The sequence below is a fragment of the Brachybacterium tyrofermentans genome (genome assembly GCF_014897585.1).
Classification (GTDB): Bacteria; Actinomycetota; Actinomycetes; order Actinomycetales; family Dermabacteraceae; genus Brachybacterium; species Brachybacterium tyrofermentans.
The window spans coordinates 42,332-66,702 of record NZ_JABUXW010000023.1; the positions used below are offsets into that span (position 1 = coordinate 42,332).

20 protein-coding genes are annotated in these 24,371 nt (G+C 68.6%); 14 read left to right on the plus strand and 6 right to left on the minus strand.

Going from position 1 to position 24,371, the window contains the following annotated elements; translation table 11 throughout:
- Position 1 precedes the first annotated feature (1 nt).
- Entirely contained in the window at positions 2 to 1,453 is a 1,452-nt protein-coding gene (locus INT49_RS15925; protein WP_193118740.1) for a DUF58 domain-containing protein, read from the minus strand.
- Positions 1,450 to 2,634: an AAA family ATPase gene (locus INT49_RS15930; RefSeq protein ID WP_226850717.1), complete on the minus strand. Its 1,185-nt coding sequence runs from the start codon at positions 2,632 to 2,634 to the stop codon at positions 1,450 to 1,452. The genes INT49_RS15925 and INT49_RS15930 overlap by 4 nt, the downstream gene beginning before the upstream one ends.
- 140 nt (positions 2,635 to 2,774) lie before the next feature.
- Between INT49_RS15930 and INT49_RS15935 the strand changes: the two genes are divergently transcribed.
- On the plus strand, positions 2,775 to 4,046 hold the full coding sequence (locus INT49_RS15935; protein WP_193118741.1) for a hypothetical protein: 1,272 nt from the start codon (positions 2,775 to 2,777) through the stop codon (positions 4,044 to 4,046).
- Positions 4,047 to 4,130: 84 nt separating this feature from the next.
- Here INT49_RS15935 and INT49_RS15940 read toward each other — a convergent pair whose 3' ends face one another.
- On the minus strand, positions 4,131 to 5,387 hold the full coding sequence (locus INT49_RS15940; protein ID WP_193118742.1) for an MFS transporter: 1,257 nt from the start codon (positions 5,385 to 5,387) through the stop codon (positions 4,131 to 4,133).
- Positions 5,388 to 5,876: 489 nt separating this feature from the next.
- Here INT49_RS15940 and INT49_RS15945 point away from each other — a divergent pair, with 489 nt between their 5' ends.
- The 4 genes from INT49_RS15945 (at position 5,877) to INT49_RS15960 (ending at position 8,507) form a co-directional block, all read left to right on the plus strand.
- Entirely contained in the window at positions 5,877 to 6,272 is a 396-nt protein-coding gene (locus tag INT49_RS15945) for a phage holin family protein (RefSeq protein ID WP_319021660.1), read from the plus strand.
- A gap of 1 nt (position 6,273) precedes the next feature.
- Complete coding sequence (locus INT49_RS15950; RefSeq protein WP_193118744.1) at positions 6,274 to 6,729, plus strand: DUF3618 domain-containing protein; 456 nt, start codon at positions 6,274 to 6,276, stop codon at positions 6,727 to 6,729.
- 30 nt (positions 6,730 to 6,759) lie between these two features.
- Positions 6,760 to 7,056, plus strand: a complete 297-nt coding sequence (locus tag INT49_RS15955) for a DUF4235 domain-containing protein (RefSeq protein ID WP_193118745.1) — start codon at positions 6,760 to 6,762, stop codon at positions 7,054 to 7,056.
- Positions 7,057 to 7,181: 125 nt separating this feature from the next.
- Positions 7,182 to 8,507, plus strand: coding sequence for an ATP-binding protein (locus tag INT49_RS15960; protein ID WP_319021661.1), 1,326 nt, complete (start codon positions 7,182 to 7,184; stop codon positions 8,505 to 8,507).
- Positions 8,508 to 8,594: 87 nt separating this feature from the next.
- On the opposite strand, the gene INT49_RS15965 is transcribed toward INT49_RS15960, so the two are convergent.
- A complete protein-coding gene (locus INT49_RS15965; RefSeq protein ID WP_193118746.1) occupies positions 8,595 to 9,224 on the minus strand; it encodes an AAA family ATPase in 630 nt (209 codons plus the stop codon).
- 207 nt (positions 9,225 to 9,431) lie between these two features.
- Here INT49_RS15965 and INT49_RS15970 point away from each other — a divergent pair, with 207 nt between their 5' ends.
- The 3 genes from INT49_RS15970 to INT49_RS15980 all read left to right on the plus strand — a co-directional run bounded on the left by INT49_RS15970 (position 9,432) and on the right by INT49_RS15980 (position 12,203).
- Complete coding sequence (locus INT49_RS15970) at positions 9,432 to 9,977, plus strand: YdeI/OmpD-associated family protein (RefSeq protein ID WP_193118747.1); 546 nt, start codon at positions 9,432 to 9,434, stop codon at positions 9,975 to 9,977.
- Positions 9,974 to 11,077 carry a Gfo/Idh/MocA family protein gene (locus INT49_RS15975; RefSeq protein ID WP_193118748.1) on the plus strand — a complete coding sequence of 368 codons (1,104 nt, stop codon included), beginning with the start codon at positions 9,974 to 9,976 and terminating at the stop codon, positions 11,075 to 11,077. Before INT49_RS15970 ends, INT49_RS15975 begins: the two co-directional genes overlap by 4 nt.
- Positions 11,078 to 11,150: 73 nt before the next feature.
- Positions 11,151 to 12,203, plus strand: coding sequence for a patatin-like phospholipase family protein (locus tag INT49_RS15980; RefSeq protein WP_193118749.1), 1,053 nt, complete (start codon positions 11,151 to 11,153; stop codon positions 12,201 to 12,203).
- An 81-nt stretch (positions 12,204 to 12,284) separates the two neighbouring features.
- On the opposite strand, the gene INT49_RS15985 is transcribed toward INT49_RS15980, so the two are convergent.
- Entirely contained in the window at positions 12,285 to 12,530 is a 246-nt protein-coding gene (locus INT49_RS15985; RefSeq protein WP_193118750.1) for a hypothetical protein, read from the minus strand.
- Positions 12,531 to 12,589: 59 nt separating this feature from the next.
- On the opposite strand from INT49_RS15985, the gene INT49_RS15990 reads away from it, so the two are divergent.
- Positions 12,590 to 13,135: a TetR/AcrR family transcriptional regulator gene (locus INT49_RS15990; protein ID WP_226850736.1), complete on the plus strand. Its 546-nt coding sequence runs from the start codon at positions 12,590 to 12,592 to the stop codon at positions 13,133 to 13,135.
- Between the two features lie 67 nt (positions 13,136 to 13,202).
- On the opposite strand, the gene INT49_RS15995 is transcribed toward INT49_RS15990, so the two are convergent.
- Positions 13,203 to 13,970: a DUF6270 domain-containing protein gene (locus INT49_RS15995; RefSeq protein ID WP_193118751.1), complete on the minus strand. Its 768-nt coding sequence runs from the start codon at positions 13,968 to 13,970 to the stop codon at positions 13,203 to 13,205.
- 255 nt (positions 13,971 to 14,225) lie between these two features.
- On the opposite strand from INT49_RS15995, the gene INT49_RS16000 reads away from it, so the two are divergent.
- The 5 genes from INT49_RS16000 to INT49_RS16020 form a co-directional block, all read left to right on the plus strand.
- Entirely contained in the window at positions 14,226 to 16,148 is a 1,923-nt protein-coding gene (locus INT49_RS16000; protein ID WP_193118752.1) for a glycosyltransferase family protein, read from the plus strand.
- 43 nt (positions 16,149 to 16,191) lie between these two features.
- Positions 16,192 to 17,886: a hypothetical protein gene (locus tag INT49_RS16005; protein ID WP_193118753.1), complete on the plus strand. Its 1,695-nt coding sequence runs from the start codon at positions 16,192 to 16,194 to the stop codon at positions 17,884 to 17,886.
- Between the two features lie 311 nt (positions 17,887 to 18,197).
- Complete coding sequence (gene wecC, locus INT49_RS16010) at positions 18,198 to 19,451, plus strand: UDP-N-acetyl-D-mannosamine dehydrogenase (RefSeq protein WP_193118754.1); 1,254 nt, start codon at positions 18,198 to 18,200, stop codon at positions 19,449 to 19,451.
- 95 nt (positions 19,452 to 19,546) lie between these two features.
- On the plus strand, positions 19,547 to 21,589 hold the full coding sequence (locus INT49_RS16015; RefSeq protein ID WP_193118755.1) for a glycosyltransferase: 2,043 nt from the start codon (positions 19,547 to 19,549) through the stop codon (positions 21,587 to 21,589).
- Positions 21,590 to 21,654: 65 nt separating this feature from the next.
- The coding region (locus INT49_RS16020; RefSeq protein WP_193118756.1) for a heparinase II/III domain-containing protein at positions 21,655 to 24,371 on the plus strand (2,717 nt) is incomplete at its 3' end.

The window sequence follows — 24,371 nt, forward strand, 5'->3', positions numbered from 1 at the left end:
CTCATGACTGCGCCCCCGCCCTCGTCGACCCCGAGGCCGAGCCCGAGACGGCGCTGGTCGAGGCGCCCGACCCCGCCGTCGCCGACCCAGCGCCGGCGGCCGGCTCCTCCGCATCGCCCGCGGTGAGCAGGCCGTCGAGGGTGTCCGCGGTGGTGCCGCGCACCAGGGTCCAGCTGCCGAGCATCGAGCGGGTGGGGTGTAGGGCCTGCCGGGCGGCTGCGAGCTTCTCGGCGTGCTCCTCGTGGGCGTGCCCGAAGTCGTCGCCGTCCGCGGGGCCGATGCGGCGGGCCCGACGGGGCGTCGGGTGATCCTCGTCCTCGAGGGCGGGCCGCAGGGCGATCGCGGTGCGGTGGGCGGCGCGGCCGGCGAAGCGGTCCAGCTCGAGGCCGGAGAAGGGGTCGCCGACGTCCGGGCCCAGGGCGATCGCGAGGGCGGTGTGCCCGGCGGCGTGGTCGACGCCCACGCCCAGGGTGGAGACCTCGTCGTCATCGAAGTCGACGTCGGCGAGCGCGAGCAGGGAGGCGCGGGACTCGACCGCGTCGGCCTCGCTGCCCAGTGGGGAGGGGCCGGGGATGCCGCGGCGGCGGCCGCTGCGGGTGATCTCGTCGCCGGAGGCATCCACGATGCGCACGTCCCAGCCGTTCAGGCCGAGGCTCTCGAGCACGGTGGCGGCGTGGGAGACCAGGCGGTCCTCGATCTCGGGGCCCACGTCCTCGCGGCGCGTGGTGTCCAGCACGATCACGGCGCTGTGCCCGGCGGCGGGCTCGTCCTCGCGCGTCATCAGCCGGCCGGTGCGGGCGCTGGCCCGCCAGTGGATGCGGCGGATGTCGTCCCCGGCCGCGTAGGGGCGCGCGATGGGCCCGATCTCGCCGACGCCCGGGGACGAGAGGGCGCTCAGCGGCCCGTCACGGGTGATGCCGGTGGCTCGCTCGGAGCCGGGGGCGAGCTCGGCGACCACGGGCAGGCCGGTCAGCTGCAGGCCGTCGTCGACGGTGCGGCGCAGATGGAACAGGCCGAACACGTCGCGCACGATGACGCTGTACGGGCCCAGCGGATGGGATCCCCGGTGGGCCACGCGCAGCACGTGCGGCATCCGCCGGGACAGCGGGAGATCGCCCTGGCCGCCGAGCGCTGCGGGGAGATGCTCGCGCACGGCGCCGCGGGCCAGCGGGATCACGGTCAGCAGCGCCCGGGTGAGCATCTCGAGCTGCACGCGGGCCACGGAGCCGACGGGCACGGCATCGTCGATGACCTGGCGGCGCGCGCGCAGGCCGATGCTCGAGATCCCGATCCCGATCGCGCCGATCAGCAGCGCCAGCAGCAGGGCCGCCGCGATGTAGCGGGCGGGCAGGACACGGGTGAGGTCCGACGCGACCCAGCACAGCAGCGCCAGGACCGCGACGGCGATGCCGCGCGCGGTGGGGCGCAGGACCGTCCCGGGTCGCGGCGTCACGTCTGCGAGGTGTTCCGCAGCACCTGGTCGACCAGCTCCCCCGCGCTCGCGCCACGGGACAGGGCCTGCGGGGTCAGGTGCATGCGGTGGCGCCACACCGGCATGATCACGGACCGGACGTCCTCGGGATCCACGAAGGTGCGCCCGTCGAGCACGGCATGCGCCTTCGCGGCCCGCACCAGGTGCACGGCGGCGCGGGGCGAGGCGCCGAGCGTGACCTGCGGGTGGGAGCGGGTGGCGGCCGCGAGGCGCACCACGTAGTCGAGGATGACCTCGGAGGCGTGGACGCGGCGCACGGCGCGGACGTGGGCGGCGATCCGCTCGGGGGTGGTGCGGGTGCGCACGGCGTCCAGGACGTCGCGGTCGCCGACGGGGACCGGCCCGGCCTGCGCGGCGAGCATCCGCGTCTCGGCCGACTGCACGGGGTAGCCCATGGAGGTCTGGGCGAGGAAGCGGTCGCGCTGGGCCTCGGGCAGCCGGTAGGTGCCCTCCATCTCCACGGGGTTCGCGGTCGCGACCACCATGAACGGCTCCTCGAGCTCGTAGGTGGTGCCGTCGACGCTGACCTGACGCTCCTCCATCGCCTCCAGCAGGGCGGATTGGGTCTTCGGGGAGGCGCGGTTGATCTCGTCGGCCAGCAGGATCTGCGTGAACACGGCGCCGGGCCGGAACTCGAACTCGCTGGTTGCCTGGTTGAAGATGCTCGCGCCGGTGACGTCGCCGGGGAGCAGGTCCGGGGTGAACTGGATGCGGTGGCGCTTCGCGCCGAGCGCCGCGGCCAGCGACTTCGCGAGCATCGTCTTGCCCACGCCGGGGATGTCCTCGATGAGGAGGTGACCGCCGGCCAGCAGCACGAGCAGCGAGGTCTGGGCGACCTCCCTCTTGCCCTCGACCACCGTGGCGATCTCGCTGATCACGGACTCGGCCTCGGTGGCGATCTCGCGGGCCTCGGCCTCGGTGAGGGCGGGGATGCCGCTGGCGGGAGCGCCGTCGACGGGGATGTCGGCCGGGATGCCGGCAGGGGCGTCTGCGGGGTTGCCCGTGCCCGGATCGGCGCGGGTCGCTCGGGCTCTTCGCGCCGTGGGAGCCGCAGGGGCTGCCGGGGCCGTGGGGACCGCAGGAGCTCGGTCCGTGCTCCGGTCGTCCTCCGGGCCGGGTCCGGGTGCGTCGTCCTGCATCATTGCGTGCTCCTTCGATCGGTCGCCGTTTGCCGGGTTCTTCACGAAGAATTTGCCGGGCCATGTGACCTGCTTGGGCGTACCACAGAGTGCCCTCGCTCTAGAGTATGACGGGTTGTCCATGTCTTCCGAGGAGTCTTTCTGTGACGAGTCGTCAACGCTCGGCCGCCACCGGTCTCGGTGCGGGCCTGGTGCTGGTCGCTTCGTGCGCCCTGATGCCGTCGGCGACGTTCGCCGCGCCGGCCGCAGGCACCGCGCCGGTGACGCCGCCCGTCGTGTGTCAGGCACCCAGCGCCGGTGCCTCCCCGCAGAGCGTGGACCTCGGCGAGACGGTCTCCATCACCGGCGAGTGCTTCGGGGAGAACAAGAGCGGGACGGTGACGATCATTCCGCCCGAAGGCGGCGGCGGGACCACCCTGGACGTCTCTTCGGACAAAGCCCAGAGCATCTCGACGGCGTACACCCCCGAGGTCGCGGGTGACTACCAGTTCCTGATCGACGTCGAGGGCACGCAGGTGAGCGGATCGTTCTCGGTGGCAGAGCCGGCCCCCGAGCCCACGCCCACCGAGGAACCGACGGAGGAGCCGACAGAGGAACCCACGAACGAGCCCACCGAGGAACCGACGGAGGAGCCGACGAACGAGCCCACCGAGGAGCCGACAGAGGAACCCACGGAGGAACCGACAGAGGAACCCACCGAGGAACCGACAGAGGAACCCACCGAGGAGCCGACGAGCGAGCCCACGGCGGATCCGACCGTGGAGCCCACAGAGGAGCCGACGGACGAACCCACCGAGCCCGACGACCAGGAGACGACGCCTTCTCAGGGTGACCCCTCCGCCGGGAACGACGGCGAGCAGGACGACGATGAGAAGCCTGGCTCCGCGGGGACGCTCGGTCCTGATGCGCCGACCCCATCGCCCGTCGCCCCGAGCGAGCCCTCCGACGAGAGCACGCCGCCGGACACTACTGATCCGTCCGGCGAGAGCACGCCGTCCGGCGAGAGCACCGCGTCCGACGAGCCGGCCCCGTCGGCCGGTGGAGCGGGCTCGGCCGAGCCGACTGATGCCTCCGACTCGCAGTCCTCTGACGCCGAGGACTCCTCCTCGGCAGACTCCTCGCAGCAGGCTCTGATCGATCAGGTGCTCCGCATCGGCACCTTCCTGAACGGGACGCACGGTGGCGTCACGGACGGCGGCGGGACCGGGGGCGACGGCAGCTCCGCAGAGGGCGGCAACTCGTCAGACGGCAGCTCGTCGGGCGGCGCGGACGGCTCCGAGGCCTCCGACGGCTCGGACAGCGGCCTCGCCGAGACCGGCAGCAACGCCACGATCCCGGCCGCTCTCGCCGCACTGGCCCTGGGACTCGGCGGCATCGCGTTCTGGATCGCCGGGCGTCGCCGCACCCACCGCTGACTCCCACCGCGGACCAGCGGGACGACCGTCCTCCTTCTCCCGCCGTGCGCTGAGGACCGCTGACCGGTCAGGCACCCAGACCGGTCAGGCCCGTCGGCTGCGCGCCGTCTGCATCCCGGTGAGCACCGCGATCACGAGCGCCCCGAGCATCAGGCCCACCCCGCCCACGGCCACCGCGCCGCTCACCCCGACCAGGGCGCCGAGCCCGGCGAGGGTGATGCCGTTGCCGGTGCGCATGCCGCTGCCGATCATCCCGTAGACCCCGACCACGCGCCCGCGCTGGTCCGCCGGGGCGCGCAGCTGCACGATCGCCTGGCCCACCGAGGTGGCGGCGAGGTTCGCGACGCCGCCCACCACGAGCGCGGCGACGGCGATCCCGTAGTGCGAGGTGGTGGCCACGATGAGGCTGGTGAGCCCGAACATCACGGCGGCGACCACGGCGGCCTTGACGTCCGCCTTGATGATGCCGGTGGCCTCGAGCAGGAACCCGCCCACCACGCCGCCGATCCCGTTGGCGAACAGCAGCAGGCCGTAGCCGAGGCCGCCCTCGTCCCCCGCGCCGAGGGCGTCGGCGAAGTTGGGCATCGACACCGTGAGCGAGGAGCCGACGCACACCGCGATCAGCCCGGCGAGCGCGATCATGCCCACGAGCACCGTGTCCCCGGCGACGGTGCGCAGCACGCGCGGGGTGTCCAGGATCGAGATCCGCTCGCGCATCACCAGGCCGCTGCGGGAGTGCCCCGTGAACGGCGTACGGATCATCAGCAGCGTCATCGGCAGGTAGAAGGCGATGTTGGCGAAGATCCCCCACGTGGGCCCGAGCAGCAGGAGCAGCACGGAGCCGACCACCGGCCCGGCCAGCACGCCGAGGCTCTTGAACGTCGCGTTCAGGCGCACCGCGCTGGGCAGCTCGCGCGGCTCGGCGAAGTCGTGGAGCATGAGCTGCTCCGCCGGTCCCCACAGGGCGCCGGCGCAGCCGTGCAGCACCAGCAGCACGCAGGCGCTCCACATCTCCAGGCTGCCGGTCAGGAACAGCACGCCCCAGCCCAGGGACACGAACGCGAACAGCCCCTGCGCGATCTGGATGATGCGCCGGCAGTCGTACTTCTCGGCGAGGCCGCCGAAGAGCACCGACAGCAGCAGGAAGGGCAGCCAGTGGCTGATCACCTGGAAGCCGACGAGCCACGGGGAGTGGAAGGTCTGCCAGAGCACCCAGTAGGTGATGACGTGCTCGATGTTGTCGCCCATCATCGAGAGCCCGGCGGTCATCAGGTACGGGCGGGAGTGCTTGTCGCGCAGGGGGCCGAAGCGGCGGGGGCGCGGGGAGGCGGTGGTGATCATGCCGGCCTCCGCCTGTCCGGGGCGGCGCGTCGCGCAGCGGCGACGGCGATCTGAACGGGCACGGGGGTCCTTCGGGCGGGAGCGGCGCAGGGGCGAGGACAGGGGGCGAGCGATGGTGCGAGAAGTGAGTGCGGAGGAATGAGTGCAGAGGAATGAGTGCAGAGGACGAGGAGGATCGGTCCGGACACCGTACTGCGACCGGGTGCGCAGGTCACGGCGGGTCCAGAGCGTGACCCGATCACCCGACACCGCTCGCACCCGCTCCGGGTGGACCGTCACGACCGGCTGGTCGAGCACCGGTGGGTCCTGCGAGTTCACGCCATCGATACAGGTCATGCGTCGTCGTCGAGGAACCGGGTGCCCGATCCCCTGGAGCACGGGAGAAGGGCATGTCTAGGCTGGGGCCGTCGGCGGGCTCCGTGCCCGTCGGGCGTCCGGGTCGCCGGCACGTGCATGCCACCGGCCATCGCAAGTCCGAAGGGAGCACTCGTGAGCAACCCCCGTCCCACGGAAGACCCCTCTGTCGCCGATCTCGTGGATCGCCTGTCGGAGCAGACCGCACGTCTCGTGCGGGACGAGCTGAAGCTCGCCCGCGCCGAGTACACCCAGAAGGCCAAGCAGGGCGGGACCGCCGTGGGCCTCTTCGGTGCCGGCGCCGTCCTCGCCTGGTTCGGGCTCGGCTCCCTGATCGCCACCGCGATCCTGGTGCTCGCGCTCTTCCTGCCCGCCTGGGCGGCCGCCCTGATCGTCACCGTCGTCATCTTCCTCATCGCGGGCATCGCCGCCCTGATCGGCAAGAAGAAGACCGAGGGCCTGACCCCGACGCCCGAGCGGACCGTCGCCACCGTGCGCCGGGACGCGGACGAGATCAAGGAAAGGATCTGAGATGACCCACGCAGCGAACGACGCGGCCCGACCCGGGGGCCCCGACTCCGGCCCGATCCGTCCTCCCGAGACGGAGACCGGCCTGCCCAGCACGGCAGTCCCGGAGCCGTCCGGCGATGCCACGCCCGAGGAGATCGAGACCGACATCGCCCGCACGCGTCGCGATCTGGCGAACACCGTCGGCGCGCTCTCCGACAAGCTCGACCCCAAGGCGCAGGCCGACAAGCAGGTCGACGAGCTCAAGGCCCGCGCGCACGAGCAGAAGGCCCGGCTGCAGGGGCAGGCGGAGCAGGCTCGCGAGTCCGCCCGCTCCTCCGTCGCCCAGGCCCGTGACCAGGCACGCGATGCGGCCACCGATGATCTGGGGCGTCCGAGCTCCGTGCTGTGGGCGGCGGGCGGCGCCACCGTGGGCCTCCTGATCGCCGCGGTCTCACTCCTGGCGAACCGCCGCCGCTGACGTTCCCGCCGAGACCTCGAGGAGCCCACCATGGCCCATGAGAAGACCACCAGCACCTCCGCCAAGATCCTCTACCGTCCCATCGGGCTCCTGAGCGGCGTCGCCAGCGGCGCGGTCGCCGGGATCCTGTTCAAGCAGATCTGGAAGCGCGCCGCCCCGCAGCATCCCGAGGACACCCCCAAGGCGCTCGAGTCCGAGTTCCCGCTGCGGGAGATCGTGATCGCCGCGGCGATCCAGGGCGCCCTCTATGCGACCGTCAAGGCACTCGTGGACCGCGGCGGTGCCCGCGCCTTCGAGAAGGTCTTCGGGGAGTGGCCCGGGGACTGAACATCGCCGCACATTGCGAGCGGTGCTCCGCCGCCCCTGCGGCGCGATCTCTCCTGCGGAATGTCCTCGTCCGAGTTCGTGTCCGTCACAAAGTTGAGCACCAGGGCGCCGGGTGAGCTGCGAGGGTGGCACCGAACCACAGCCGTGGAACACCGTTGATAACGTTATCGCGGACGCAGTGCTTTGATAACGTTATCAACATGCGCACCTCTGTGAATTGCCCCTTCAGCCCGCACGCCGACGTGGTGCCGCCGATTTGGGCCGGCCGTGAGGTTCAGCTCCGCGACTGGAGTGACATCGTGCGACCTCGACGGGTCTCCGGGCTACCGGAGCGAGGGCGCACCATTCTGGGCGAACCAGGGGTCGGGAAGTCGAGTCTGCTGACGAAGATCTCCGAAGATGCAGCGGAGCACGGGGACTGGGTCACAACCCAGCTGCGCATCCCCTCGAAGGCAGATCCGCTCAAGATCGTTGCCGCGGCGCTGCTCAAGCTCGCGAAGAAAGCGGGCCTGTCGACGGCACGCGAGAAGCGCCTCGACGACCTGTTCCGGCGGGTCTCGGACATCTCCGTCAAGGGAGTCGGCCTCAGCCTCCGCGAGGCGGACGGGCCAGAGCCCTTCACCTCGCTCACCGAGCTGCTCGTCGAAATCGGGATCGCTGCGATGAATCGCGGGGACGTGGTCGCGCTGATCCACATCGACGAAGTTCAGAACATTTCCGACGAGCACGTCCTCTCCCAGCTCCTCATCGCCCTGGGCGATGCGATGGTCAAGGAGGTCGAGGTCCAGGCTCCAGGAGGATTCCTCGTCAAGCGACGGCTGCCCATCTCGGTCTACCTCACCGGGCTGCCAGACTTCGCCGACATGAGCTCTGCTCGGCGAGGTGCGACCTTCGCCCGCCGGTTCGCAACCACGACGCTCGAGTCGTTCGGGGACGACGCGCTCGAAGCAGCACTGCAGCCGTTCGTCCTCTCCGGTTGGGAAGTGCCTGACAATGCCGGTGGCACCGGCCGGGTGACGATGGAGCCAGCGGCTCGCGACGAGATCCTCGAGCTATGCAAGGGCGAGCCGTTCCTCTTCCAGCTCGCGGGAGAGAAGGCCTGGTATGCGGGCAGCACCGACGTGATCACCCGGGACCAGGTGATCACGGGGTGGACAGAGACAGCCCGCGACGAGGCCGCAGGGCACGTTGAGCGGATCATCGAGCGACTCCCCCAGCGGGAGCGGGAGATGCTGGAGGCGATGATCGACCTGCCGCCCGACAAGCGCAGCCTGAAGAACATCGCGACGTCCATGGGCTTCGAGAAGTCGACACAAGCCGGTCCGACCTCGCAGCGCCTCGACACGAACCGCAAAATCATCCGTCGCGGAAATATCTATACCTTCCGCAACCGCGCGATCGAGGCCTATCTCTCCAGCGAGTGGCCTGACGTCGCCCCGGAGCGAGGATGAACCTGTGTGCCTCTCCCGAACGCCCGAGGGCCGAGCATGGGGCGCGGGCACCGAGCTCCTCCGATGCCGCTGCTTCAGCGTCGAAGCTCAGTGTCGCGGCACTTCTGCGGGGCAGTCTTCCAGGCGGGCGACCGTCACCTGACCGCCGAGCTCCTCCACGATCAGGTCCACCGTCTCCTCAGCGCTGAGGCGGCTGGAGCCGACCCAGAGCGCGTCGTCCCCGAACGCCTCCCCCATCCGTGCGAGCAGGCCCGCGTGGTCGTCGAAGTCGAACCGGGCCCGCTCGTCCCGCTGCAGGTTCCGCTCCACGCAGGCGGCGGGGTCGGGGGCCAGCACCACGGTGCGCAGACCCAGATCCCCGAGCGCGCTCGAGAACACGTCGAACTGCTCCCGGTCGGGAACGATCCAGTCGATGACCGGGGTGATCCCGGCGCCGACCATGTTCCGTGCGAGGTCGCAGAGGTTCCGGTTGCACAGGGCGACCTGCCGCCTAGCCTCCTCGGCGGGCTCGCCGAGCGGCCACACGTAGCCGCTCACCACCAGCCGGGCCACGAAGTCGCCGTCGAGCAGGGCGGAACGGTTCAGCGTCCCGGCGAGCATCCGGGTCACCGTGGACTTCCCCGCGGCCGGTGGTCCGGTGACCAGCAGGATCGCCCTGCCGCCGTCGAGGGCGGAGAGTCCCGGGAGCGCCGCAGGAGAGGAGTCGGCTGACGTCATGGAGGCACCGTAGAGCGTGCCCGGGCGACGCCGCCATCGAATTCCCGGATCGGGAACCGCTCCCGGGCCGCAGGGCCCGGCGAAGCGTACGTCGAACTGCGACCCGCGGGGCCGCGCTCGCGAGCGACGGATCGACGGTCTGCCCTGCGAGTGAGCACCTCGTAAACTGGGCAGAGTCCCCATCCGATCACGTCCCGAGGAGCGCCCATGGCTGTGAAGAAGACCGTCACCATCGAGGGCACCGCGACCGTGCTCGCGATCAACGGCCGCCTCATCGCGCCCCTGCCGGAGGCCGCGAGCGAGCAGCTCCCCTCCCGCGGCCAGGTCGCGATGGTGGGAGCTCTGAACGATCACGAGGTCGAGCTGGTCCTGGAGCCCGACGGCCGCAAGGGCCACTGGATCTCGCTGGACGAGGAGCTCGTGAGCGCGCTCGGGGCGGCCGACGGGACGAGCATCTCCTTCGCCCTGACCACCGCCTCGCAGTGGCCCGAGCCCGAGGTGCCCGAGGATCTCGGCGCGGCGCTCGAGAGCGCGGATGACGTCGAGCACCAGTGGGACTCGATCACCCCGATGGCCCGCTGGGAGTGGGTGCGCTGGGTGGGCGCCACGAAGAACGAGAGCACCCGCGCGAAGAGGGTGGACGTGTCGATCGACAAGCTCCGCAAGGGCAGCCGACGCCCCTGCTGCTTCGACCTCGCCTCGTGCACGGATCCGGAGCTCTCCAGGAGCGGGAAGCTCATCGGTCTGTCGTGAGCCAGTCACCGCTCCGCACCGCGATCCTGGGATATGGGGTCGCCGGCCGCTTCTTCCACGGCGCCTTCCTCGGCGTGGATCCCTCCTACGAGGTCACGATCGTCGCGACCTCGAATCCCGAGCGCGCCGCTCAGGCCGAGCAGGACCACCCCGGCGTGCGGATCATCGGGGACCCGCGTGACATCGGCGCCCATGCCTCGGACCTCGATCTGGTGATCGTCTGCACACCGCCCTCCAGCCATGTCGCACTGGCCCGCACGGCCCTGCGATCCGGCCTGGACGTCGTCGTCGACAAACCGTTCGCCCCCACCAGTGCCGAGGGCCAGGAGCTGATCGCCGAGGCCCACGCCCTGGGGCGGCGCCTGTCCGTCTTCCAGAACCGCCGGTACGACGCGGACTTCCTGACCCTGAAAGGCCTTGTCGAGACCGGCGACCTCGGAAGGGTCCATACATTCGAGTCCCGCTTCGAGTGGTGGAAGCCCGCGGGCGAGCGCAGCTGGAAGGCGCAGACCCCGGTCGCCGAGGGCGGCGGGATCCTCTTCGACCTCGGTCCCCACCTCATCGATCAGGCGATCCAGCTCTTCGGCCCCGTCTCCGAGCTCCTCGCCTCCGTGAGGACCGCCGGATCCGCCGCGGACCAGTCCCCCGCCGGAGGCACCGCCTCTCGGCCGACGGGCCCGGCCAACGTGGCCCAGCTGATCCTCACGCATGCCGACGGGGTGACCTCGCACCTGACCATGTCGAGCCTGTCCGCCCTGCCGGGTCCTCGATTCCAGGTCTCCGGCGACCGGGGCGCCTGGCGCACCGTCGGCAAGGATCCTCAGGAGGCGGCACTGCGCTCCGGGACCCTCCCGGACGCTCCGGGGTTCGGCCACGAGTCCGAGGAGGCCCGCGGCGAACTGAGCTCCGGCGCCGACGTGACCCGTACTCCCCCGGGAACCGGGGACTACGGCCGCTACTACCGCGAGCTCGCCGACGCCCTTCGCACCGGCTCCCCGGTCCCGGTGGACCCGCAGGACTCGGTCGACGTCCTGACGCTCATCGAAGCCGCGCATCGCACTCCCCGCTCCACCGTCTCCCCCGGCGGCTCCGCGGGCTGAGTGCCGCGGGCAGTGCACCGGCCGTTCCCGCGCGGAGCCCCGGGCGGACCAGCTGGTCATCTAGGGTGATCCCATGGACACCGCCCAGCCCCCGTCCTCCCTCGCAGAGGGCGCAGAGGGCGCAGAGGGTCGGCGGGTCGACCTCGTCCTGGAGGGCGGCGGCGTCAAGGGCATCGCCCTGGCCGGCGCGATCGAAGTGCTCGAGGAGCGCGGCTACCGCGTGAACCGGGTAGCCGGCTCCTCTGCCGGGGCGATCGTCGGTGCCCTGATCACCGCAGGGGTCTCGGGGACCCAGCTCGCACAGATCCTGCGCGAGACCGACTACACGCGGTTCGAGGACGGCCCCTTCTACACCCGGTTCCTGCTCGGAAAGGCGCTCAGCATCCTGCTGCGCAACGGCATCCACCGCGGCACCTACCTCACGACCTGGCTCGAGGAGCAGCTCGCCGCCCACGGCGCCACCTATCGAACCGGTACCTTCGCCGACCTGGAGTACGGGGATCCGGACCCGGTGCGCGCCCTGACCGCTGAGCAGCGCTCACGCCTCGTGGTCACCGCCTCGGACCTCACCGCGGGCCGCCTGCGACTACTGCCCCAGGACGCCGACGCCTTCGGCCTCACGCCGGGGCAGCTGCGCGTGGTCGATGCCGTGCGCGCCTCGATGTCGATCCCCGTCGTCTTCCGGCCGGCGAAGTGGAAGACCCGGCGAGGCCGTCCGGCCTGGCTGGTCGATGGCGGGCTGCTCTCCAACTTCCCGGTCTCCGTGTTCGACCTTCCGCCGGGCCAGGTCCCGCGGTGGCCCACCTTCGGCATCAAGCTCTCGGCGAGGCCCGACGCGGACTTCGGGGTCGCCAACGAGATCTCGGGTCCGATCTCCTTCGCCAAGGCTCTTCTGAACACGGCAACCGGCTTCTACGACCGGATGCACATCGACGCCTCGCACTCGGTGGCGCGCACGATCTTCATCGACACCGCGGCGGTGCGCCCCACGCAGTTCAACCTGAGCGATGTGGACGGGGAGCTGCTGTACCGGAGCGGTCGGCAGGCGGCGGAGAAGTTCCTCGACGGCAATCAGACCAACCCGGCCTGGGACTTCGACCGCTATATCGCCGCCTACCGCTCCTAGCGGCTCCGCCGCGGGCGAGGGCCACGCGACGGTCCTCCGTCGGCATGGCGCCCGCTGACGACCGGGCAGAGCTCTCAGTGCTCATCCTTCAGTGATCGGTTGGCCGTCCCTGTCCATGGACGCCGACGGCGCCTCCGCATCCGCATCCGCATCCGCAGCCGCAGTGAGCGGGAACGTCACGCCGGTGAGCTCCTCCGACAGCGACCACAGGCGCCGGGCCATCGCCCCGTCGGAGGCGCGCCGGGATCGGCCCACCGGCCCCGGCGCACCGCGGCCCTGCAGGAAGCCGCGAGGACCGAGGTAGCTGTTCCCGGGGAGGTCTGCCACGGCGGCCTGGAGGGAGGGCAGCGCGCCCCTACCATCACGGAAGTCTCCTTGACGCCCTGCTGGGCGCCGCCGAGGCCACCCTGCGCACACAGGGGCAGGAGGAGCTCTCGCTGCGTGAGCTCGCCCGCGGGATCGGCGTGAGTCACGGGGCGCCGCGTCGCCACTTCCGCGACCGGCAGGCGCTGCTGGACGCGTTGGCGATCACTGGCTTCGAACGCCTGGAATCTCAGGTTCGACGCACGCTCGACGGCGCCGACGAGGACTTCCCCGCGCGGCTGCGCGCCACTGTGAACACCTTCGTGCGCTTCGCGACTGACAACGCCGCCCTGCTGGAGCTGATGTTCTCCAGCAAGCATCGTGAGGGCGCCGAGGACGTGCGCGCCGCCGCCGAGCCCGGTTTCACCCTGATGTTCGGCCTGATCACCCAGGGGCAGGAATCCGGGGAGGTGGCGCCCGGGGATCCCGAGCAGGTGAGCATCGTGCTGGTCGCGACGATGCAGGGCATCGCGACACTGATCAATGGCGACATGGTCGATGTGTCGCTGCTCGACGAGCTCACGGACAGGGCCACCGATCAGTTCCTGCGGGGTGCGGGCCCCGCATGAGCGATGGTGCCTGCAGAGAGCCGGCGCGATAGGCCGACCTCTCGGCGCACGGTTGCGCCTGGGCCGGTCAGCTCGACGTGTCCTCGCGGGCCGCAAGGACCCGCGCCACGATCTCCTCGTACACGTCCTGCGTGTAGTGGAACGGGGCGAGACCCCAGCGGTGCCCGGGGTCAGCGAGCACACCCAGGGGCTGCAGCTCGAGAAGGGTGAAGCCGAGATCGCGCAAATGGTCGAAGTAGCGCCGATAGGCCTCGTTGGCTTCCATCGCGCTGGTACCCATGCTGAGCGGCGTCTCGCGGCCGTCGACGGTCACGAGTGCCCACGGCACCTGCAGCACGATCGTCTTCTCGAAGAGGCCGAGCTCACGCAGACGGTCGCGGAAGGATTCAGCACGCGGAGCCCAGAGCGCGAAGTGCTCATCGGAGCCGAAGGCGACATGGCGGGCCCCGTCGACGGCCTCCAGGACCTCGGGCACGGCGGTGACGTCGATGCTGCGCGTGACGACGGTGTCATCGTCGAAGACGTGCACGCCGTGGCGCTCATCGGTGAGGTCCCACAGCAGCAGGTCCGCGCTCGGCGCGATCTTCTCGAGGCGACGCTCGAGGTCGCCGGCGAAGTCGGCCTCCATCATGCGGCGCTGGAACCGCGAGGACACCTGGGGATCCTCAGGGAATCGCACCGAAGCATCCTGGCCGGCGGAGATCAGCGACTGACGTGCGACGTAGTCGGCGACGATCAGACGGGAACCACCGGCGAGATCCACGGAGTCGCGCGCCACGCAGCTGCCATAGATCGCTACGCGCAACGGCGTCGTCTCAGCAGGCTGATCGGTCACGGCAAGTCCTCTAACATTCCGGCGGCGGGGTCCCCGAGCAGGCGGGTCGGGCGTCAGAGTACCTGGGTGCCTCCCGGCGGCCTCGAAGTTGGTGCCTCTCTGTGGCGCTCCCGACAACCACCCTTCGATACTGCCGACGGTCCGCTCGGAGGGCTGACGGGACATCTCGAGGCTCCCTCGCCGCCTCCGATCATGGAATCATGAGGCGCCTGTCCTCTCTCTCCACGCCCCGCTCTCCCCCACCCTGAGGTGCCCATGCCCCCGCAGTCCTCGTCCCGCCTGCAGACGCTCCGCACCGGGCTGTGGCATCTGCGCACCGGTGGTCTAGCCCAGGTGCGCACGTGGAACCGTCGGCGCCACACCGTGTCCTACGGGGTCGGCGACGGGCTGGGCAGCAAGGACGCTCAGGGGCACCTCTCCTTCCCGCCGGCCAAGCTCGTCGAACGAGCGCCTCGCCTGGAAGGCCTGCGCGTCGCGGTGATCCTCGACGACTTCTCGATGCTGGCCTGGAGCCACGAGTTCGAGACCGTAGCGGTGAAGCCGTCGACGTGGCGCGAGCAGCTCGCCGAGCAGCCGGTGGATCTGCTGCTGGTGGAGTCCGCCTGGCACGGCAACAAGGACGCCTGGCAGTACCAGCTCACCGGCTCGAAAGCTCCGTCCGAGCCGTTGCGAGAGCTCGTGGCCCACTGCCGGGACGCCGGGATCCCCACCGTGTTCTGGAACAAGGAGGATCCGCCGCACTTCGAGGACTTCCTGGACACCGCGACGCTCTTCGACCAGGTGTTCACCACGGATGTGACCCTGCTGCCGCGGTATCGGGAGGAGCTGGGCCACGACAACGTGGAGGTGCTCCCCTTCGCTGCGCAGTCCGCCGTGCACAACCCGATCCGCCCGAAGCACGGTCACCAGGCGCGGGACGTCGCCTTCGCGGGCATGTACTTCGCACACAAGTTCCCCGAGCGCCGCGAACAGATGGACATGCTGCTGGGCGGGGCGCTCGATGCCTCGGCGCGGATGGAGACGGGCCTGGAGATCTTCTCCCGCTTCCTCGGCGACGACGAGCGGTACCAGTTCCCCGGCGACCTCGCCGATCGTGTGGTCGGCTCGCTCGGCTACGACCGGATGCTCACCGCCTACAAGGCGTACAAGGTGTTCCTCAACGTGAACTCCGTGGTCACGAGCCCGTCGATGTGCGCGCGCCGGATCTTCGAGATCACCGCGTCCGGCACGCCGGTGGTCTCCGCCCCCTCCCCCGCGATCGGCAAGTTCTTCCCGCAGGACGAGGTCCCCGTGGTCGACTCCCGGGAGGACGCCGCGCACGTGGTGCGAGCCCTGGTGCGCTCCCCCGAACTGCGCGATCACACCGTGCACCGTGCACAGCGACGCATCTGGCAGGAGCACACCTACACGCATCGGGCCCGGCAAGTGCTCGAGGCCGTGAACCTCGGGAAGAAGGCCGGACGGGCGGGCCTCACCGGCGCGGCGGGCGTGCCGGGAGTCAGCATCATGGCGGCGACCAACCGCCCCGAGCAGCTGGGTCACCTGGTGTCCCAGGTCGCCCAGCAGGCCGGCGTGGAGCGTCAGCTCCTGCTGGTCACCCACGGCTTCACCGCGCCCGAGCAGACGGTGCAGCAGGCGCGCGACCTCGGAGTGGAGAACGTGGTGCTGCTGGAGGCGCCGTCCGACTGGACGCTGGGAGCGTGCCTGAACGCGGCCGTCGAACGGGCCGACGGCGAGGTGCTGTCCAAGATGGACGACGACGACCTCTACGGCGAGCATTACCTCCACGACCTGCTGCGCGCTCGCGAGTTCTCCGCCGCGGACGTCGTGGGCAAGCACGCCCACTACATGTACCTGGCCGGCACCGATGCGACGCTCCTGCGCTTCCCCTGGATGGAGCACCGCTTCACCGACCGCGTGATGGGCCCGACCATCACCGCCGGCCGCGACGTGTTCACCGCCCACCCCTTCGCGGATGTCTCCCGCGGGGAGGACACCGGCTTCCTCGACGCGGTCGTCGCCGCCGGAGGACGCATCTACTCCGCGGACCGCTTCAACTTCACCCAGATGCGCCACGGCGAAGGCGGTGGCCACGCGTGGTCCGTGGACGACCGTGAGCTGCTGGCCAGCGCGGATGTGGCCTGGTTCGGCCGCAACGACGCCCACGTGATGATCTGACAACCCGCCGCACCACAACGTGCCTGCGAGACAAGAGGGAGTCATGACACGACGTCGTTGGTCCATTACGGCCTCCGTGGCGGTCGCCGTGGTGATCGCGCTGTTCGTGGTGGGCACCTTCACCCAGCAGCCCCGAGCACTCTTCGGCGACGGAGGACTGTTCAGGCCGGACGGGTCATCGACGTCCTCGCCGACCGCAGAGCCGACGCCTGAGCCAACACCCGAGCCGTGGACCGAACTGAACCTGCCCGGCTACGACGCCGATCCCGGGCCTCTCACGCTGACTCCTGTGGCTGAGGCGAACGGCAAGCCGATCACCGCGTCCTTCGCGCTCGAGCCGGGCGCCTCCCCCATCGGCGGCACCGTGGGGCTGAGCTTCGACGCCATCGAGCTCGCCTCGGAGCTATGGAACTCCCCCCACTCGAATCTGACGCTGATGCTGTCGGAGCTGGACCGGCCGGCCCTGCGGTTCGGGGGCAACGGCGTGGACCGGCGCATGTGGTGGACCTCCACCGGTGAGCCGGCCCCCTCGTGGGCTGACGTCACGGTCACCCCGGCAGATCTGGAGCGGGTCGCAGCAACTGCCGAGGACGTGGACGCCCTGGTGACGATCGATCTTGATCTGGGGCACGACGACCCCGCACGCGCCGCGGACATGGCCGCCCACGCCCGCGAGGCGTTCGGCGACCGCCTGCTCGCGGTCGCGATCGGCAACGAGCCCAACGGCTTCTTCCACGAGAACCAGCCGCAGCTCGCAGTGCGCGACAAGAACTGGGGCCCCGAGGCGTACCAGGAGTCGCTCCACGAGTACTCGGCAGCGCTCGAGAAGGCCTCACCGGGCATCCCGGTAGCGGGCCCCGGCGCCTACGACACCACGTGGATGCGCGCCTTCACCGAGGCCGAGCTGCCCAATACGACGGCGCTCACGATGCACTGGTATCCGTTGTGGGACTGCAACGGTCCGGCGTCCTCCATCGGCAATCCCACCCTCGAGGACCTCACCTCCCCCGCGCTGCGCGAGCGCACGCGCGAGCTGGTCGACCTCGGTGTCGGCGTCGCAGAGGAGAACGATCTGCCCCTGTGGATGGAGGAGACCGGGCCGACGTCCTGTCCCGGCACCAACGAGACCTCGCGGACGCACGCCCAGGCGCTGTGGACCTCGGACTTCACCCTCACGGCCGCCGAGGCCGGCGCCGAGCGCCTCGCCTTCCACTCCACGCTGCAGGCCTGCCAGGGTGGGGCCCCGATGAGCGCGATCTGCGCGACCGGCACCCTCGAGGATCCCGGCCTGATCACCGCGGGCCGCACCAGCTATCTCTCGCTCATGCAGCTCGGGTACCTGCCCGAGGGCCACGTGCTGACGCCCCATGTGAGCGGCGACGGGGCCGTGATGGTCCACGGCGTGTACGGGGACGACGGGAGCCTCGCGCTCGTCCTCGTCGACCTGCGGGATCCCTGGGCAGCCGGCGACTCAGCGGTCGGAGGCGCGGTCGCCGTGGAGCTCAACGCACCGAGCGGCCTCCCCGGAGACGCGCCCCAGCAATGGAACCTGGCCGACGGCTCGCGCCTCTCCGGCGAGGCGTTCGATGCCCAGGAGTCCTCGCTGACGGCTCCGGCGGAACTCGACGGCAAGTTCGCCGACGCGTCCCTGGCCGCGGCCCAGCCGCTGTCCGTGACCACTGAGCCGGGCACGGTGACGGTCCTGCGCTTCGAACCGGTGCGCGGTACGAGCGAGTAGGTTCCAGGAGCGAGCCAGGAGGCTGGCGATTACCTGTGAGTTCAGCAACGGGTGCCACACGATCTGCGCTGGCCCCCTTCCGGAGAACCCTGAGGCGCACACCGGCGCCCTTCCGAAGGGAACGCCGTTCGACCAGCAGGTAGCCGCCGCGTGACCCCATGCGGAACTTCTGGACAACCGCACGTAACGCCTGTTGTGTAGGTGACAACTGAGGGTCTGGCAGTTCCTCAGCGTGTTCTCAGAAGCTATTGTGAGACGCGGTGTCGTGCGCGACGCCCCGACGACTTCAGTCCCAAACGCCAGGAGACCCGATGAGCCCGAACGTCCCCCTCGATACCGTCAGCGTGATCGGTCTCGGTTACATCGGTCTCCCGACGGCCGCAGTGCTGGCCCAGGCCGGCAAGACCGTCATCGGGGTCGACGTCAAGCAGGAGAACGTGGACGCGATCAATGCGGGCACGGTCCCCTTCGTCGAAGAGGGCCTCGAGACGGTCGTTGCCGGCGTCGTCGCCCAGGGCAAGCTCTCCGCACAGCTGGAGACCCCTGAGGCAGACGCCTACATCGTCTCCGTGCCCACCCCGTTCAAGGGCGATCACGACGCCGATCTCTCGTACATCGAGGCAGCGGCCCGCGGGATCGCGCCCAAGCTCTCCGGTGGCGAGCTTGTCGTCCTCGAGTCGACAGCTCCTCCCGGAGCGACCGAGCACATGGCGGACGTGATCCTGCAGGCGCGTCCCGAGTTCACGCTCGAGCCGAACCTTCCCAACTCGCTGTACTTCTCGCACGCCCCGGAGCGTGTGCTCCCCGGCCGCATCATGATCGAGATGGTCGAGAACGACCGCATCATCGGCGGCATGACCCCCGAAGCCGCCGAGATGAACCGCGACCTCTACGCGAGCTTCTGCCACGGCGAGCTGCTGGTCACCGACGCGAAGACGGCCGAGATGGCCAAGCTGACCGAGAACGCCTTCCGCGACGTGAACATCGCCTTCGCGAACGAGCTGTCGATCATCGCCGACCGTCAGAGCATCGACGTGTGGGAGCTCATCGAGCTCTCCAATCACCACCCGCGCGTGAACATCCTCCAGCCCGGCCCGGGCGTGGGCGGCCACTGCATCGCGGTGGACCCGTGGTTCATCGTCTCGGCGGACCGCGAGCACTCCAACCTGATCCGCACCGCGCGCGAGGTCAACGACTCCAAGCCCGAGCTCGTGATCCAGAAGGTGCTCGAGAAGGCTGACAAGTTCAAGAACCCGACCGTCGCCGCCCTCGGCATCGCGTTCAAGGCCAACATCGATGATCTGCGCGAGTCCCCCAGCCGCAACATCGCCGGCTCCCTCGCCGGGAAGCTCACCGACGGCACCGTGCTCGTCGTGGAGCCCAATGTCGATGAGCTGCCCAAGGAGCTCGCCGAGCAGGACAACGTCGAGCTCGCAGAGCTCGACTCGGCCCTCGAGCGCGCCGACATCGTGCTGCTGATGGTCGACCATGACCCCTTCAAGGAGATCGATCGCGAGCTCCTGCAGGAGAAGATCGTCATCGACACCAAGGGACTGTGGCGGTGACGGACTCCAACGGTTCTACCTCGGGATTCCGGTGGCGTCGCGGCGACGGCCGCTCGGATGCCGCGGAGGCTGCTCGAGCACTCCGCCAGGAACAGATGGAGCGCACGGCCAAGCTGCTTGACGAAGCGCGCCAGGCCGCACAGCGAGCGGAGGGCTTCGAGAAGGCCCTGGGCTCGTTCCGCGATGCCACCGCCGCCTCAGGTTTCGACGTGTCCGTGCTCCTGGAGTACGCGCGGTTCCTCATCAAGAACTCGCGCGGAAGCACGGCCGAAGAGGTCCTCGCCCTGTCCCTCGCCAGCAATGGCGCGCAGGTCGATGCCGTGGAGCTGTACCTCGAGCTCGTGCGTGAGCTCGAGCTGTCCCCGAGCCGCGCTGGCTGGGCACTGAACCGCCTGGCAGAGGACGTTCCCGGCGCGCCCGAGGCACAGCGTGCGGCCCTCGATTACGCCATTCCTCACCGCCAGACCGGCGCGCTGCAGGCGATCGGCGCATCGGGTGACCCCGTGAACCGGGCGATCGTGCAGATCAACGAGGCGTATAAGAACAACACGTTCTCGCAGGAGACGCTGGACGTTGCCGGTGCCGGGCTGGGCGCTAACGATCTCGTCCGAGCGCACTTGACGGTCGTGCTCGCGCGGGGCAACCGCACCGCTGCCGGCGTTCTCCTGACGGAAGCCGACCCCAAGGCTGTACCGGTGAATGCCCTGCGCAGGGCTATCCGTCGCGCGCGGTCCGCCGGCAAGCAGAAACAGCTCATCGAGTACCTCGAGGCCTACCGACGGATCCTTCCGGAGGACGGCTGGGCCAAGAAGCTGCAGAACGAGACACAGCGCAACGCTGTCAGCAACTACCAGCTGGGCAAGACGGGCTTCCCGTTCCCGAAGATGCGCTCCACGCCGGCATACGAGGCAGAGGACCACAAGGTCTTCTACCTGCTGCACAACTCCCTGCCCCACAACTCGGCCGGTTACGCGACGCGCACTCATGGTCTGCTCTCCGAGCTGAACCGCATCGGGTGGGATGTCGACGGGGTCACCCGCCTGGGCTACCCGTACGACATGCCCGGCAAGGCCGAAGTGCCAGACGTCCCCCTGCACGACGTGGTGGGCAACGTCGACTACCGGCGCCTGCTGACGAGCCGGGAGATCGAGAAGAAGAACCCCCTGTTCCACTACACCGAGCGCTACTCGAGCGCGCTGCTCGACCTCGCGAAGGAGCAGCGCCCGGCGATCATCCACGCGGCGTCCAACCACTGGAACGGCCTCACCGCGGTCAAGACCGCCCGCCAGCTCGGCATCCCCTCGATCTACGAGGTGCGCGGTCTATGGGAGGTCACCCGCGGCTCGCGGAACCCGGAATGGGCCGAGAGCAACATGTTCAAGTACATCGCCCGCATGGAGGCCGACGCCGCGAAGGGCGCCACCCGCGTCTTCGCGATCACCGAGGCCCTGCGCGAAGAGATGATCAAGCGCGGTGTGGACGGCGACAAGATCGAGATCGTGCCCAACGGCGTGGATACCTCGAGGTTCAACCCCATCCCCCGCGATGAGGAGCTCGCCTCCCAGCTCGGCGTCGCCGGCAAGACCGTGATCGGCTACGTGGGTTCGGTGCTGGACTACGAAGGCATCGAGCTCATCCTCGAGGCGGCCGAGGTCCTCAACCGCACCCGCGAGGACTTCCATGTGCTCATCGTCGGAGACGGCGCAGAGCTGGAGCGATTCCAGAACCACGTGCAGGAGCGCGAGCTCGAGCACGTCGTCACCTTCACGGGGCGCGTGCCCCACGAAGAGGTCGAGCGGTACTACTCGCTGGTGGACATCACCCCGTTCCCGCGCCTGCCCCTGCCGGTATGCGAGATGGTGTCGCCGCTCAAGCCCTTCGAGGCCATGGCGATGGGCAAGGCAGTCGTGGCCTCCGACGTGGCCGCCCTCAAGGAGATCGTCACGCCCGGCGTGAACGGCTATCTTCATGAGAAGGGCAGCACCGAGTCCCTCATTGAGCAGCTCGTGAAGCTGCTCGACAGCCCAAGTCACGCAGCACAGATCGGCATCCAGGCCCGTAGCTGGGTGGAAACCCACCGCGACTGGAAGCAGATCGCAACGATCATTGCGGACTCTTACGCCGAGCTCAGCAACTGAATACCATGAACCACGCCCACGGTGCCGTGGGCGTGGTTCACCTAACCTCGGAGGCCCGACCACCCATGAGTCTCGACTTCGCCGTGTCGGAGCGGCAGTCACTCAGTAGCTCCTTCCGCGCCGCCGAGGTCAAGAACCTCCTCGCGCGACGATTGACAATCCCACCACACCCTGAGTGGGCCCTCCCCGAGCAGATCAACTGGCGCTCAGATCCTTTCAAAGACAGGAACTGGCGACTCCAGCTACATATGCTGCGATGGCTTGAGCCATTACGGCACGCCGCTGCACGAGGCAACGACCAAGCTTTTGACATGTGGCTTCACTATGTCCGCGATTGGGTAAAGTCGAACCCGCCAGAGAAGCCTGCGTCCGGCTGGGCGTGGAAAGACATGGCTGACGGAATACGTGCTTTGCAGTTTTGCATGGCGGCTCCTCTCGTCCGCGATCGCTCCCCCGGTGACCTTGAATGGCTAGAAGCCTCCATACGAACTCACGCCGCCCGACTCGCCGATCCAGCACACATGGGGATCGCAAACCATGCTCTCCACCAGCAAGAAGCGCTATTTGTGTGCGGTCGCATTCTCGACGATGAACCCCTTTGGAAGCTCGCAGTTTCAAGAATGGGAAGCCTTCTAGAGGAACAATATGACCCCCAAGGAATGAACGCCGAGGGCGCCGTCGCGTACCATTACAACAACTACATCTGGTGGGAGCGAGCGCTCAAACGACTAGATATCGAGGGGATTAAACGGCCCAATGGAGCCGTGCGCCACCTGGCAGCTCCCGAAGGAATCGCGCACGCCACCCGGCCGGACGGCACGTTCGTCCAGATCGGCGATACTGACAGCGGGACGCCTGCAGCAATCCGTTCCCCCGTCACCGACTACGTTTCTTCCGCCGGAAAAACCGGATCCGCCCCGACCGACCTCACTAAAGTCTACGACGCAGGATACATTTTCTGCCGCAGCGGATGGGGTGAGACAGAGCGGAACCTCGACGAGGAGACCTATTTTTCGATCAGTTTCGGTAGCGCTCTGCGAGTACACGGCCACCCCGACGGCGGATCGCTTACTTACAGCGCGGATACCGTGAACTGGATCGTCGACCCTGGCAAGTTCCAATATGGAACAAGCGTTCCGCGCGACCACTTCTTCTCTCGAGCCTCGCACTCTCTAGTAAATATCAACGGAAGAGAACCCAAAAAAGACGCGACCGTTTCTCTTCTGCGCAAAGCCAGCACCCCCAGGTACCACGACTTCCTTTTCAACGATGACAGCTTCGATGGAATCCAGCTTACGCGCCGAGTCGTCTACTCGGTAAATGGGGAGTACCTCGTAGTCGTTGATCAGGTGAACTCTCAGACGGAGTGCACGGGAGTGCAACGCTGGCAGCTTGGCCCCGGGGTGCAAACCCAAGTCAGCAGACACCTCGTAGAACTCACTTCTGGAGACCACCGAGCATCCCTGTCTTTTAGCGGGACTCGAACCACCCTTGAGGCGATCAACGGCCAAACGGATCCGTTCGATGGCTGGGTCTCTACCGGATGGAAACAGAAAGAAGCAGCAACCGCAATACTTGCAACAAAAACCGGAACCAAGTTCCGCTTCATCACAGTGCTAGCCAGCGGCAAAGACACGCACCCTCGAATAGTCACTCATCAGGGGACACGACCTGGAGAGTTCTGCCTGCAAGTTGATACTGGCAAAGGATCTGAATACATCCTTATGGGCTCCGACAGCGTGTCGTTCCCGCCGTCCCCGCCCCAGCAAAATCAACCCCGAGATACCCAGCCAAGCTCCCCGGTTCGCAGGTCTCGTACAGGGCGCGCGCACCATCTAGATAGCTCGAGCCGCACCGAAGTATTTGACCTTCTAGAAGATGGGCGGAGTCAAGGATTTCACTCGTCCCCTGACCGTCGGAACGAAATCGCCTTTAGTTTGCAGCACGAGGCAAACACGCGCGGCCTTGTCGATGACATCGACCTTGGCCTTGGGGCCGGGATCGCAGACTTGAGCCAAGCAATTCCGGACCGCGAGAACACAAAGCTTATAGGTCCTCACAGGTCCGCGCTTGTCAACTGGGACAACAAGCCTGACTGGTACCCCACTTTCTACTCCATGCCCGTCCTCAGCCACGACCGTCACTTCAACCCAAATCTGGGAATTTCAGGCGCGTCCATTCAGACCGTGCCGGCAGGACCCTTGACGCTCCCGTTCGCCGTAGTGCCCGCCACCGGGAACACGCTCACGGTGCTCTTCCAGGGCGCTATTAACCGAGCCCGCATCCGAACACCTATCTTTCAAAGACTGCGGTACCAGGTTGAGCTGGACGCCGGTCCGACAGTAGTGTTCTCAGACCCGACACTAGACCTCTCCTCTTCCATGGGTCTCGGATGGCACCTAGGAACTGAGCGTACCGATTTGGTGCACGTTATCGCTGACACCATATCGCGCGTCGCGGAGTGGCTTAATGTCCAGAACATAGTACTGGCCGGCAGTTCCGGCGGTGGCTTCACAGCACTACAAGTAGGCAGTCATATTCCAGACGCATTTGTCGTGGCAATCAGCCCCCAGGTCGATTTGCGCAATTACTCAACACGCCTCGCCAAGGCGGCTCTAGTTCCCGCTTTTGGATCAATCAATCCTCCTACTAGTGGGCACCTTGTGAAACGAGTCAGCGTTCCCGATCGAATGCGATCCCAAAGAACGTTTCCGCGAACAACGCTAGCCTCGATGTTTCATCGGGGTTGTGAGCGGGGGCGACCGGCGTCGTTGCCGGTGTT

What these genes read in the sequence shown, in the direction of transcription:
- INT49_RS15930 (WP_226850717.1), bottom strand. Translation starts at nt 2,634, where the DNA reads ATGATGCAGGACGACGCACCCGGACCCGGCCCGGAGGACGACCGGAGC.
- INT49_RS15940 (WP_193118742.1), bottom strand. Translation starts at nt 5,387, where the DNA reads ATGATCACCACCGCCTCCCCGCGCCCCCGCCGCTTCGGCCCCCTGCGC.
- INT49_RS15950 (WP_193118744.1), top strand. Translation starts at nt 6,274, where the DNA reads ATGACCCACGCAGCGAACGACGCGGCCCGACCCGGGGGCCCCGACTCC.
- INT49_RS15955 (WP_193118745.1), top strand. Translation starts at nt 6,760, where the DNA reads ATGGCCCATGAGAAGACCACCAGCACCTCCGCCAAGATCCTCTACCGT.
- INT49_RS15965 (WP_193118746.1), bottom strand. Translation starts at nt 9,224, where the DNA reads ATGACGTCAGCCGACTCCTCTCCTGCGGCGCTCCCGGGACTCTCCGCC.
- INT49_RS15970 (WP_193118747.1), top strand. Translation starts at nt 9,432, where the DNA reads ATGGCTGTGAAGAAGACCGTCACCATCGAGGGCACCGCGACCGTGCTC.
- INT49_RS15980 (WP_193118749.1), top strand. Translation starts at nt 11,151, where the DNA reads ATGGACACCGCCCAGCCCCCGTCCTCCCTCGCAGAGGGCGCAGAGGGC.
- INT49_RS16000 (WP_193118752.1), top strand. Translation starts at nt 14,226, where the DNA reads ATGCCCCCGCAGTCCTCGTCCCGCCTGCAGACGCTCCGCACCGGGCTG.
- INT49_RS16005 (WP_193118753.1), top strand. Translation starts at nt 16,192, where the DNA reads ATGACACGACGTCGTTGGTCCATTACGGCCTCCGTGGCGGTCGCCGTG.
- wecC (WP_193118754.1), top strand. Translation starts at nt 18,198, where the DNA reads ATGAGCCCGAACGTCCCCCTCGATACCGTCAGCGTGATCGGTCTCGGT.
- INT49_RS16015 (WP_193118755.1), top strand. Translation starts at nt 19,547, where the DNA reads ATGGAGCGCACGGCCAAGCTGCTTGACGAAGCGCGCCAGGCCGCACAG.